The sequence below is a fragment of the Serratia sp. KG1D genome (assembly GCF_037150675.1).
Taxonomy (GTDB): Bacteria; Pseudomonadota; Gammaproteobacteria; order Enterobacterales; family Enterobacteriaceae; genus Serratia; species Serratia nematodiphila.
The window spans coordinates 270,125-282,063 of the sequence record NZ_JBAGIH010000005.1 but is presented as its reverse complement, the minus strand read 5'-3'; the positions used below and the strand labels follow the sequence as shown (position 1 = coordinate 282,063).

10 protein-coding genes are annotated in these 11,939 nt (G+C 60.2%); 3 read left to right on the top strand and 7 right to left on the bottom strand.

The annotated features are described in order from the left end of the window. Positions 1–124 precede the first annotated feature (124 nt). Together WFM45_RS22075 and mdtD are read left to right on the top strand one after the other, a co-directional pair. Complete coding sequence (locus WFM45_RS22075; protein ID WP_004933751.1) at positions 125–814, top strand: FadR/GntR family transcriptional regulator; 690 nt, start codon at positions 125–127, stop codon at positions 812–814. Between the two features lie 67 nt (positions 815–881). Further along, positions 882–2,297 (top strand): multidrug transporter subunit MdtD, encoded by a 1,416-nt coding sequence (gene mdtD, locus WFM45_RS22070; protein ID WP_172575038.1) that lies wholly within the window; start codon positions 882–884, stop codon positions 2,295–2,297. Here the strand turns inward: mdtD and rbsR are convergent. From rbsR to kup, 7 genes are all read right to left on the bottom strand, one after another. Next, positions 2,294–3,295 (bottom strand): ribose operon transcriptional repressor RbsR, encoded by a 1,002-nt coding sequence (gene rbsR / locus WFM45_RS22065; RefSeq protein WP_033631375.1) that lies wholly within the window; start codon positions 3,293–3,295, stop codon positions 2,294–2,296. The two genes, mdtD and rbsR, sit on opposite strands and share 4 nt — an antisense overlap. A gap of 4 nt (positions 3,296–3,299) precedes the next feature. Beyond that, on the bottom strand, positions 3,300–4,226 hold the full coding sequence (gene rbsK / locus WFM45_RS22060) for a ribokinase (RefSeq protein ID WP_015379464.1): 927 nt from the start codon (positions 4,224–4,226) through the stop codon (positions 3,300–3,302). A gap of 61 nt (positions 4,227–4,287) precedes the next feature. Then, the gene (gene rbsB / locus WFM45_RS22055; protein ID WP_004933760.1) at positions 4,288–5,175 is read right to left on the bottom strand and encodes a ribose ABC transporter substrate-binding protein RbsB; all 888 of its coding nucleotides are present in this window, start codon (positions 5,173–5,175) and stop codon (positions 4,288–4,290) included. Positions 5,176–5,199: 24 nt separating this feature from the next. Further along, entirely contained in the window at positions 5,200–6,168 is a 969-nt protein-coding gene (rbsC, locus tag WFM45_RS22050) for a ribose ABC transporter permease (protein ID WP_004933766.1), read from the bottom strand. Positions 6,169–6,174: 6 nt separating this feature from the next. Further along, entirely contained in the window at positions 6,175–7,680 is a 1,506-nt protein-coding gene (gene rbsA / locus WFM45_RS22045) for a ribose ABC transporter ATP-binding protein RbsA (protein ID WP_048326881.1), read from the bottom strand. Between the two features lie 7 nt (positions 7,681–7,687). Continuing rightward, complete coding sequence (gene rbsD / locus WFM45_RS22040; RefSeq protein ID WP_060558002.1) at positions 7,688–8,107, bottom strand: D-ribose pyranase; 420 nt, start codon at positions 8,105–8,107, stop codon at positions 7,688–7,690. A gap of 170 nt (positions 8,108–8,277) precedes the next feature. Then, on the bottom strand, positions 8,278–10,146 hold the full coding sequence (gene kup, locus WFM45_RS22035; protein WP_015379467.1) for a low affinity potassium transporter Kup: 1,869 nt from the start codon (positions 10,144–10,146) through the stop codon (positions 8,278–8,280). 283 nt (positions 10,147–10,429) lie between these two features. On the opposite strand from kup, the gene ravA reads away from it, so the two are divergent. Continuing rightward, entirely contained in the window at positions 10,430–11,938 is a 1,509-nt protein-coding gene (gene ravA, locus WFM45_RS22030) for an ATPase RavA (RefSeq protein WP_099032659.1), read from the top strand. Position 11,939 lies beyond the last annotated feature (1 nt).

The following is an 11,939-nucleotide window of genomic DNA, read 5'->3' as shown; positions in this document are numbered from 1 at the left end:
GGTTTTTTTCAACAAAAGGGCAAAAAAGCGGCGAATTAATGTCACTTTTTCAGGCAAACAGCCATAAAAGCTGGCGATCACTGGAGTAAAATAGAAATAACGATGTCAGTAAGGACCCGCAGCCATGCCGTTAAATGCACAACAACAGGCCGCCCAACGCAATCTTTCTTATCTGCTTGCAGAAAAACTCGGCCAACAAATTCTGGCAGGCGATTATCAGGCCGGCAGCATCCTGCCTGGTGAAATGGAACTGGGCGAGCAATTCGGCGTCAGCCGCACCGCGGTGCGCGAAGCGGTAAAGATGTTAGCCGCCAAAGGCATGTTGTTGCCGCGCCCGCGCATTGGCACCCGCGTGATGCCGCAAAGCCAATGGAATTTCCTCGATCAAGATTTACTGACCTGGTGGATGACGCGGGAAAACTTCGATCAGGTGATGCAACACTTCCTTATCTTGCGCACCTCGCTGGAGCCGCAGGCCTGCGCGTTGGCGGCAAACCACGCCAGCCCGCAGCAAACCAAGTTGCTGGCGGGGCTGATGGCGGAAATGCGCGCGCTGCATACCCAGTTTGATCGCGAGCGTTGGATCCAGGTCGATACCCAATTCCACCAGCTTATCTACGAGGCCAGCGGCAACCCGTTCCTGACCTCGTTCGCCAACCTGTTCAGTTCGGTGTACCAAAGCTACTTCCGCGCCATCACCGGCAATGAAGTGATCAAGCTGCGCCATCATCAGGCTATCGTCGATGCGATACTCGCCGGAGACAGCGCCGGCGCGCTTGTCGCCTGCCAGGTGCTGCTGAAAGAGAAAGACTAGACACGCTCCCCGCTTATATATAGAAGAAAGAGACGAGGGACAGACGACCATTTAACCAGGATCGACCATGACCCAATCCGCGCGCAGTATGGCAGGACTACCGTGGATCGCCGCAATGGCGTTCTTTATGCAGGCGCTGGACGCCACTATCCTCAACACCGCGCTGCCGGCGATCGCCCAAAGCCTGGGGCGTTCGCCGCTGGCGATGCAATCGGCCGTCATCAGCTACACGCTGACGGTGGCGATGCTGATCCCGGTCAGCGGCTGGCTGGCGGATCGCTTCGGCACCCGGCGCGTGTTCATCTTCGCCGTCACGTTATTCACCCTCGGTTCGCTGCTGTGCGCCTTGTCTCCTACGTTGAGCGTGCTGGTCGCCTCTCGCGTGCTGCAGGGCATCGGTGGCGCGATGATGATGCCGGTCGCGCGATTGGCGCTGCTGCGCGCCTACCCGCGCAGCGAACTGCTGCCGGTGCTGAACTTCGTCACCATGCCCGGCCTGGTCGGACCGATTCTCGGGCCGCTGCTGGGCGGCTGGCTGGTAACCTACGCCACCTGGCACTGGATTTTCCTGATCAATATCCCTATCGGTCTGCTCGGCATCTTCTATGCACGCAAATACATGCCGGACTTCACCACGCCCAAACGCCGCTTCGATTTACTCGGTTTTATGCTGTTCGGCCTGAGTCTGGTGCTGATCTCTACCGGGCTGGAGCTGTTTGGCGAGCGGGTGCTGGCCAGCTACGTTTCGTTGGGTATTCTGCTCAGCGGTTTCGTGATGCTGTTCGGCTACATCGCGCACGCCCGCCGTCATCCTCAGCCGCTGATCGGTCTCGACCTGTTCAAAACCCGCACCTTCTCGGTCGGCATCGCCGGCAACGTCGCTTCCAGGTTGGGCACCGGCTGCGTGCCGTTTTTAATGCCGCTCATGCTGCAGGTGGGCTTCGGCTACACGGCGATCGTCGCCGGTTGCATGATGGCGCCAACCGCCATCGGCTCACTGATGGCGAAATCCACCGTCACTCAGGTGCTGCGCTGGTTTGGCTACCGCAAAACGCTGGTCGGCATCACCGTTATCATCGGGGTGCTGATCGCCCAGTTTGCCCTGCAAAGCCCGGGCATGCCGCTGTGGCTGATGATCCTGCCGCTGTTCGTGCTGGGCATGGCGATGTCCACCCAGTTCACCGCCATGAATACCATCAGCCTGGCGGATTTGAACGACGCCAACGCCAGCGCCGGCAACAGCGTCCTGGCGGTCACCCAACAGCTGTCCATCAGCTTCGGCGTGGCGATCAGCGCGGCGGTGCTGCGTTTTTACGAATCCCTGTCGTTAGGCACCATGATCGACCACTTCCATTACACCTTTATCACCATGGGAATCGTCACCGTGGCGTCGGCGCTGGTGTTTATGTTGCTGAGAAGGAAAGATGGCCGCAATTTGATCAGCGGCCAGGAAAGCAAGAAAGAAGCGAAGGCGGCCAGTTAACGGCGGCCCACCGAAGCGCGTTCCACCAGCTCGGGCGTCAGCACCAGCACCTGGGGAGCGCGCTCCGGGTTTTGCAGGCGGTTGATCAGCGCATCGATCGCCAGCTCGCCCAGCGAATCCTTCGGTTGATGAATGGTGCTCAGCGGCGGCGCCAGATAACGCGCCAGCTCAATATCATCGTACCCCATCACCGCCATATCCTGCGGCACGGAAAGCCCGGCCTGATACAGCGCCTGATAAACGCCTACCGCCACCGCGTCGTTGCCGGCGAACACCGCATGCGGCGGCTCTTCCAGCGCCAGCAGTTGGCGCATGGCGCTCACGCCGCCCTCAAACTCAAAGTCGCAATGCACTTCATACCCTGTCGGAACCGGTAATCCGGCGCGACGCATCGCGTTGCGATAGCCTTCCAGCCGGTGACGGGCGGTGGTTTTATCCTGCGGGCCGGCGATGCAGGCGATCTTGCGGTAGCCGCGGGCGATCAGATGATCGGTCGCCATCTCGCCGCCCAGCAGCGAGTTATCCTGAATAATATCGTTGGCACCCTCGAACGGCGCCCAGTCCATCATCACGATCGGCAATGACGGGTAGCGGCTCAGGGCATCTTGCGATGGCCGGTGGTTTTCGGTGCACATCAACAGCAAACCGTCGACGCGCTTTTGCAGCAGTGTCTCCATGCTGCGGTTCATGCGCGCGGCGTCTTCTTCGGTATTGCACAGGATCAGACTGTAGCCACGTTCATAGCAGCTGCGCTCCACGCCGCGCACCACTTCGGCATAAAACGGGTTGTTGCTGGCGGTCACCAGCATGCCGATGGTGCGGGTCTGATTAAGCTTCAGGCTGCGCGCCAGCGCAGAAGGCGCATAGTTCAACTGTTCCACGGCCGCCATGACCTTGTCGCGCACGCTGTCGCTGACAAAGCGATTGTTGTTGACCACATGCGAAACGGTAGAGGTTGAAACGCCCGCCAGGCGGGCGACATCTTTCATGGTGGCCAAAGGATCACCCCTGTTGCTGCAAGAAGGCGTCAATCTCTTCGCGCCACGGCACCGAAGGCTGCGCGCCGGGGCGGGTTACGGCGATCGCCGCCGCCGCATGGGCGAAACGCACCGCGTCGGCCATGCTGTTGCCTTCCAACAGGGCGGTCACCAGCGCACCGTTAAAGGTATCGCCGGCGGCGATGGTATCCACCGCTTGCACTTTGAAGCCGGGCACCCGTTTGCCGTTGCCGTTTTCGCTCAGCCACACGCCACGGCTGCCGAGGGTGATGATCACCGTCGCGATGCCTTTGTCGTGCAGCGCCTGCGCCGCGCGCGCCGCATCGGCGTCGTTGTCCACAGCGATGCCGGTCAGGCGCTGCGCTTCGGTTTCATTCGGGGTGATCATATCAATCATCCCCAGCAGCTCGTCCGGCAGCTCGCGCGCCGGGGCCGGGTTGAGGATCACCTGCGTTTGATGTTGCTTGGCCAAGCGGGCGGCGGCGATCACCGTCTCCAACGGCGACTCCAGCTGCATCAGCAGGGCATCGGCGTCGATGACTTTTTGCCGGTAGCGCGCCAGGTAATCCGGCGTTACCGCGGCGTTGGCGCCGGCATTGATGCCGATCACGTTCTCGCCTTCGGCGTTGACGAAGATCAGCGCCACGCCGGTGGTGCTGTCGGCGATGGCTTCAATCGGTTGGGTATCAATGCGATCGCTCGCCAGCTGCCGGCGGACACGCTCGCCGATATCGTCGGCGCCCACGCAGGCGATAAAGGCGATCTCCGCCCCGCTGCGCCCGGCCGCCACCGCCTGATTCGCGCCCTTGCCGCCAAACGCCACCTTATACTGTTTCCCGATCACCGTTTCGCCCGGGTGGGGGAATTGTTCAATATTGAGGATATGGTCGGCATTGATGCTGCCCAGAACCACCAGCTTACCTGTTTCCATCGCATTGATTCCTGAATTGCGCGCCATCGTAAACGCCCCGTCCCGATGGCGCTGGTATGACTTACTGAGTGACCAGTTTCAAATCGACCGGAATGGTCGCCGGCACTTTTTCGCCTTTCAGCACTTTATCGGCGGTTTCCACGCCTATCACGCCGATCTGATCGGGACGCTGCGCCACGGTCGCCGCCAGCTTGCCGCCTTCAACCGCTTTCACGCCGTCGGCGGTGCCGTCGAAGCCTACCACGATCACGTCGGTTTTACCGGCGGTTTGCAGCGCACGCAGCGCGCCCAGCGCCATTTCATCGTTCTGGGCAAATACCGCCTGCACATCCGGGTGAGCGGTCAGCAGGTTCTGCATCACGTTCAGGCCCTTGGTGCGGTCGAAATCGGCCGGCTGGCTGGCCAGCAGCTTGAATTTATTCTGATCCAGCGACTGTTTGAAGCCTTCGCCGCGTTCACGCGCGGCGGAAGTGCCGGCGATGCCTTCCAGCTGAATCACTTTGGCATCGGCGCCTGCTTTTTTGGCGATGAAGTCACCGGCCATTTTACCGCCCACGCGGTTGTCCGAGGCAATGTGGCTCACCACGTCGCCCTTGCTCGCCACGCGGTCCAGCGTGATGACCGGGATCTTAGCCTGGTTGGCCATCTTGATGGCGTTGCCGACCGCATCGGAGTCGGTCGGGTTGATCAGCAGCAGCTTAGGCGCCCGCACCATCAGATCCTGCACGTTGGCCAGCTCTTTCGCCGGGTTGTTCTGGGAGTCCAGCACCACCAGGTTGTAGCCCAGCTTATTGGCCTCTTGCTGCGCTCCGTCCTTCATCGAGACGAAGAACGGGTTGTTGAGAGTGGACACCACCAGCGCGATGGTCTCTTTGGCCATGGCATTGGCGCTCAGGGTGGCGCTCAGCGCGATGGCGGAGGCTAAGGTTGCCAGTTTTTTCATTTTCATCATCGTGATTCCTGTAGGGGGAGGTTACTTGTTGCTTTTGTTATCTACCAGAACCGCCAGCAGTATCACCACTGCCTTCACGATCATTTGGTAGTAGGAAGAAACACCCAATAAATTCAGGCCGTTGTTCAGGAAGCCGAGGATCAGCGCCCCGATCAACGTGCCGACGATGCGCCCCTTGCCGCCGGCCAGGCTGGTGCCGCCCAGCACCACGGCGGCGATAGCGTCCAGCTCATAGCCGGTGCCGGCGGTCGGCTGTGCCGACGACAGGCGCGCCACTTCGATCACCCCCGCCAGCGCCGCCAGCAGGCCGCACAGCGAGTAGACGATAATCTTCACTTTATCGACGCTGATGCCGGACAGACGGGTCGCCGCCTCGTTGCCGCCCAGGGCATAAATATAGCGGCCCAGGCGCGTATGGTGCAGCATATACCAGGCGGCGATGAACACGATCGCCATGATCCAGATCGGCGTAGGCACGCCCAGCGGACGGCCGATGCCAAACCAGCCGAAGGTGTCGGCCACGTCGGTAAAACCGGTGTTGATCGGGCTGCCGTTGGTGTACACCATGGTGACGCCGCGCAACAGCAGCATCATCACCAGCGTGGCGATAAAGGCCTGCACTTTGCCTTTGGCGACGATCACCCCGGTGCAGGCGCCAACCGCGGCGCCCAGCGCCAAGGCCGCCGCCACCGCCACCAGCGCGTTGACCTCAAAGCCGACGATCGACGCCGCCACCGCGCCAGTCAGCGCCAGCAGCGATCCCACCGACAGATCGATGCCGGACGTGAGGATCACCAGCGTCATCCCCACCGCCATGATGGCGTTCACCGAAGTCTGCTGCAGAATATTGAACAGGTTGTTCAGGGTGAAGAAGTTCGGGCTCATGGAAGAGACCACGGCGATCAGCACCAGCAGCGCAATCAACGACTTCTGCTCTAACAGCCACTCTTTACTGAACCAGCGCTTAGCTGCGATAGTCTGGGAACTCATATCTGATTACTCCTGCTTTACGCCGTATTGCTTGCCGACGGCTGCCGCCATCAACGCTTCCTGGGTGGCCTGTTCAATCGGGAACTCGCCGCTGAGATGCCCTTCATGCATCACCAGAATGCGATCGCTCATGCCCATCACCTCCGGCATTTCCGAAGACACCAGAATGATGCTCAGCCCTTCCTGTTTGAACTGGTTGATTAACTGATAGATCTCTTTTTTGGCGCCGACATCGACGCCGCGCGTCGGCTCATCGAGGATCAGCACCTTCGGCCGGGTCATCAGGCCGCGGGCGATCGCCACTTTTTGCTGATTGCCGCCGGAAAGCAGGCCGATAGGCTGCTCCATCGACGGCGTTTTGATATTGAACAGCCGGATGAAATCCCCCACCGCCTGCCGCTCGTCGGCCTGTTTCAGGCTGCCGTCGGCGCGGCTAAAGTAGCGCAGCGCGGTCAGCGACATGTTTTCCTTCACCGACATGCCCAACACCAGGCCGTCACGCTTGCGGTCTTCCGAGATATAGACGATGCCGTTCGCCAATCCATCCTGCGGCGAATGGGCGACCACCTCGCGGCCGTCCAGGCTGACGGTGCCGGCCTTGCGCGGCGCGGCGCCGTACAGGATCTTCATCAATTCGGTGCGCCCGGCGCCCATCAGCCCGGCCACGCCGAGGATCTCGCCGCGGTACAGCGTAAAGCTGACGTCTTCAACGCCGGGGCCGGAAAGATGACTGACTTCCAGCCGCTTTTCACCACGCGGCAAATCCAGGCGCGGATATTGTTCTTCCAGCTTGCGGCCGACCATCATCTCAATCAGCGAATCCTCCTGCAGCTCGCTCACCGGCCGCTCGGCGATAAACTGCCCGTCGCGAAACACGGTCACGTCGTCGCAGATTTCAAAGATCTCTTTCAGACGGTGCGAGATATAGACGATGCCGCGCCCTTCGGCCTTCAGCTCATTGATCACCTTGAACAGCGAGGCGGTTTCGGTGTCGGTCAGCGCATCGGTCGGTTCGTCCATGATGATCACTTTCGATTCGAAGCTCAGCACCTTGGCGATCTCCACCATCTGCTGATCGCCGATCGACAGCTCGCCCACCAGCCGGTGGCTGCTGTAGCGGAGATTGAGCCGCGCCAACAAGCGATCGGCCTCGGCGTACATGCGCTTCCAGTCAATGCGGCCGAAACGGTTGACGAACTCGCGGCCGAGGAAGATGTTTTCCGCAATCGTCAGTTGCGGGATCAGGTTCAGCTCCTGATGGATAATGCCGATGCCCGCTTCCTGCGAATCCTTGGGACCGTTGAACGCCACCTCTTTACCGAGAAAATACTGGCTGCCGGCGTCTTTCTGGTAGATGCCGGTCAGCACTTTCATCATGGTGGACTTCCCGGCGCCATTTTCCCCCACCAGCGCCATCACCTTGCCGGGATAAACGCTGAGGGCGGCGTCGGAAAGCGCCTTCACGCCGGGAAAGGCTTTATCAATCCCTTTCAGTTGCAGTAAAGGTTGCATAAACGCCTCAGAAAGTTACGCCGGCGCACAGGATCACGTTCGCGTAAGGCGAACACTCTCCGCTGCGGATCACCGCCCGGCTGTGTCCGGTTTGCGCTTTAAACGCCTGATGGCTGATATAGCGCACGCTGATGGTATTGCCCTGGCGTTGGCCCAGTGCGGTCAGTTCAGCCAACAGAGCCTCGTGGAGCGACGGATTCTGTTTCACGATCTCTTCCGCCAGGATGGCGCTTTCTACCTGCATCTCTTGCGTGACCGCCGCGAACACCTGCATGAAGGTCGGCACGCCCTGCGTCAGCGCCAGATCGATGCGCTGCGTCGCCGCCGGTATCGGCAGGCCCGCATCGCACAGGGTGAGCTGGTCGGTATGCCCCAGCCGGGCAATCACGGCAGACACGTCGGAATTCAGTAATACGCCTTTTTTCATCTTCTCACTCCGCTAGCGAAACGTTTCGCTCTCCGGGGGAGTTTAAAAAAACGGCAGGGGAAGGCAACCGGGACAATGCAGAAGTGTGATCGCTATCGAAACGTTTCGTTCGCGCACGGAGAAAGCGCAAACAAAAGGGGCTCAGCCATGCTGAGCCCCTGTCAGGCGGATTAGATCTCGACCTGCGTGCCGAGTTCGATGACCCGGTTCGGCGGGATTTCGAACTGATCCGGCGCGCGCAGGGCATTGCGGCTCAGGGCGACGAACAGTTTGCCGCGCAGGTAGAGGTACCACGGCCGCTTGGTGAGGATCAGCGATTCATGGGACATGAAGAACGACGTCTCCGACATGCGGCACGGCAACCCTTCCAGCCCGCAGCGGTGGAACACCTCCTCGACGTTCGGCGTTTCGCGCCAGCCGTAGCTGGCCACCACCCGCCAGAAGGTCGGCGACAGCTGCTCGATGGTCACCCGGCGCACGTTGTGCACGTAAGGCGCATCCTCGGTGCGCAGCGTCAGCAGCACCACACGCTCGTGCAGCACCTTGTTGTGCTTCAGGTTGTGCAACAGCGCAAAAGGAATGACGTTGGTGGCGCGCGACAAGAACACCGCCGTACCCGGCACCCGCACCGGCGGCGATTTCTCCAGCGAGGCGATCATAGCCTCCAGCGAGTTGCCGTGTTCATGCAGGCGGCGCAGCAGGCGGAAGCGCTCGCTCTTCCAGGTGGTCATAATGATGAACATCACCAGCGCCAACGTCAGCGGCAGCCAGCCGCCAGAGAACAGCTTCAGGGCGTTGGCGGAGAACATCGGCACGTCGATGATCAGCAAGATGGTCACGATGCCGATCGCCAGGAAGCGATTCCAGTGCCAATTATTGATCGCCACCGAAGTGACCAGAATGCTGGTCAGCACCATAGTGCCGGTGACCGCGATGCCGTACGCCGCCGCCAGGTTGCTGGAGTGCTCGAAACCGATGATCACCAGCACCACCGAGATGTACAGCGTCCAGTTGATCACCGGAATGTAGATCTGGCCGGATTCCATTTCCGAGGTGTGAATGATGCGCATCGGCGACAGATAGCCCAGGCGCACCGCCTGGCGAGTCAGCGAGAAGACGCCGGAAATCACCGCCTGTGAAGCGATCACCGTCGCCAGGGTCGCCAGAATCAGCAGCGGGATCAGCGCCCAATCGGGCGCCAGCAGGAAGAACGGGTTTTTGATCGCCTCCGGATTTTTCAGCAGCAGCGCCCCCTGGCCGAAGTAGTTGAGCACCAGCGAAGGCAGCACCACGGTGAACCAGGCCAGACGGATCGGGAACTTGCCGAAGTGCCCCATATCGGCATACAGCGCCTCGACGCCGGTGATCGACAACACCACGGCCCCCAGGGCGAAGAACGACACCTTCTTATATTCCATGAAGAAGTTGAGCGCCCATTTGGGATTCAGCGCCTGCAGCACTTCCGGGTTTGAAATGATGCTGCGCGCGCCCAGTACCGCCAACACGATGAACCACAGCAGCATTACCGGGGCGAACAGCTTGCCGACGCTGCCGGTGCCGTGCTTTTGGATAACGAACAGCAGCGTCAACACCAGAATGGAGAGCGGCACGATATAGGCGTCAAGCGCAGGCGCGGCGATTTCCAACCCCTCTATCGCCGACATAACCGAGATAGCCGGGGTGATCACCACCTCGCCATAGAAGAAGCTGCCGCCGATCAGGCCCAGTATCACCAGCACCGCAGTAGTGCGCGCCGAGGTATTGCGCCCGGCCAGCGACATCAGCGTCAGAATACCGCCCTCGCCGGCGTTGTCCGCGCGCATCACGTAGGTGAGATATTTGAGGGAAACGATCACGATCAGCATCCAGAAAATCAGCGACAGGAAGCCGAAAACCACGTCTGGACGCACGTCGAAGCCGTAATGGCCGGAGAAACACTCTCTCAGCGTATAGAGAGGGCTGGTGCCGATATCACCGTAGACCACGCCGATGGCAGCCAGGGTTACCGCCGATAAGGACTGCTTATGCTCTGCGCTCATAATTCGTTTCTTTATCAGAACATCCGTTAGCGATGCATCCGCATCAGGCAAAATACAGGCTCAAAGATCCGTCACGCCCACCAGAAAGCCGCACAGTATGCACCATTTATACCGCTTGCCTACCCTTATATCAGAGCCGAAAAATAAACAAAATGTGAACCGAATATCCGGCTTAACGTAGAAAAATATTACTAATCAACGGGCTATACCACTAAAAATAATGGTGGTTTATCATCGGATTATCGACCAAGATTGGCTAACTCTCGGACAATGCGACAATTATATGACGCCATCATCCCTTCTGGCAGAACGAATTTCCCGCCTCAGCAGCGCGCTGGAGAGCGGTCTTTATGAGCGGCAAGAGGCAATCCGTCTGTGCCTGCTGGCGGCGCTGAGCGGCGAAAGCGTATTCCTGCTCGGCCCGCCCGGCATAGCCAAGAGCCTGATCGCGCGCCGGCTGAAGTTTGCCTTCCGCAACGCCCGCTCCTTTGAATACCTGATGACGCGTTTTTCCACGCCGGAAGAGGTCTTCGGCCCGCTCTCTATCCAGGCGCTGAAAGATGAGGGGCGCTATCAGCGTCTGACCGCCGGCTATCTGCCGGAAGCGGAGATCGTGTTTCTGGACGAGATCTGGAAGGCCGGCCCGGCGATCCTCAACACCCTGCTGACGGCGATCAACGAACGCCGCTTTCGCAACGGCAACAGCGAAGAACCGATCCCGCTGCGCCTGCTGGTCACCGCCTCCAACGAACTGCCCGAAGCGGACAACAGCCTCGAAGCCTTATATGACCGCATGCTGATCCGCCTGTGGCTGGACAAGGTGCAGGATAAACAGAATTTCCGCTCGCTGCTGGTCAACCGCCAGAGCGAAAGCCAAAACCCGGTGCCGGCGGCGCTGAGCATCAGCGACGAAGAGTTTCTGCAGTGGCAACCGCAGATCGACAAAGTCGCGCTGCCGGAAACCTGTTTTGAGCTGATTTTCCAGCTGCGCCAGCGGCTGGACGCGCTGGAGCAGGCGCCATACGTCTCCGATCGGCGCTGGAAAAAAGCCCTGCGCCTGCTGCAAGCCTGCGCCTTCTTCAGCGGGCGCGACGCCATCGCTCCGCTCGATCTGATGCTGTTGAAAGACTGCCTGTGGCACGATCTCACCTCGCTGAAACTGCTGCAACAGCAGATCGACCAATTGCTGACCGAGTCGGCCTATCAGCAGCAGTCGATGCTGATCCAGTTGCAACAGATCCACACCCGCTGGCTGCAGGACCAGCAGCAACAAAGCGACCGGCAGGCCATCAGCCTGGTGAAAAAAGGCGGCATGTTCAGCCGCAAACCGCAATACGCGCCGGCCACGCCGTTCGCCGGCGGCACCCTCACTCTGCTGTTGCAAAAGCCGCTGCAGCTGCATGACATTCAGGTCAACCATCTGAGCATCGAAAGCAGCGCGCTGGACAACTGGCTGCAAAAAGGCGGCGACGTGCGCGCCAAGCTGAACGGCATCGGCTTTGCGCAGCCGATCGACCTGGAAGTGGATGACCAACTGCACCTCACGGTGTTGGACGTCAGCCGCCAGCCGTCATTGCTGGCGCTGCCGGGCAAACAGGCCACCGCCACGCCGCAGGCGCTGCTGGATGAAATGGACGCATTGGCCCAGCGCCTGGCGGAGCAACGCCGCGCCTTCAGCCAACATCAGCCTTGTCTGTTCACCCCCGCCGCCGGCCTGGCCAAGATCGAAGCCAGTCTGCTGCAGGTCGCGGAACAGGTTAAACAGCAACTGCAGCAAATGCGCGGCCAGTAAC

Bases quoted from the DNA above. Each gene is read 5' to 3' on its own strand.
- WFM45_RS22075 (WP_004933751.1), top strand. From the start codon at position 125: ATGCCGTTAAATGCACAACAACAGGCCGCCCAACGCAATCTTTCTTAT.
- mdtD (WP_172575038.1), top strand. From the start codon at position 882: ATGACCCAATCCGCGCGCAGTATGGCAGGACTACCGTGGATCGCCGCA.
- rbsK (WP_015379464.1), bottom strand. From the start codon at position 4,226: ATGGAAACAGGTAAGCTGGTGGTTCTGGGCAGCATCAATGCCGACCAT.
- rbsB (WP_004933760.1), bottom strand. From the start codon at position 5,175: ATGAAAATGAAAAAACTGGCAACCTTAGCCTCCGCCATCGCGCTGAGC.
- rbsC (WP_004933766.1), bottom strand. From the start codon at position 6,168: ATGAGTTCCCAGACTATCGCAGCTAAGCGCTGGTTCAGTAAAGAGTGG.
- rbsA (WP_048326881.1), bottom strand. From the start codon at position 7,680: ATGCAACCTTTACTGCAACTGAAAGGGATTGATAAAGCCTTTCCCGGC.
- rbsD (WP_060558002.1), bottom strand. From the start codon at position 8,107: ATGAAAAAAGGCGTATTACTGAATTCCGACGTGTCTGCCGTGATTGCC.
- kup (WP_015379467.1), bottom strand. From the start codon at position 10,146: ATGAGCGCAGAGCATAAGCAGTCCTTATCGGCGGTAACCCTGGCTGCC.
- ravA (WP_099032659.1), top strand. From the start codon at position 10,430: ATGACGCCATCATCCCTTCTGGCAGAACGAATTTCCCGCCTCAGCAGC.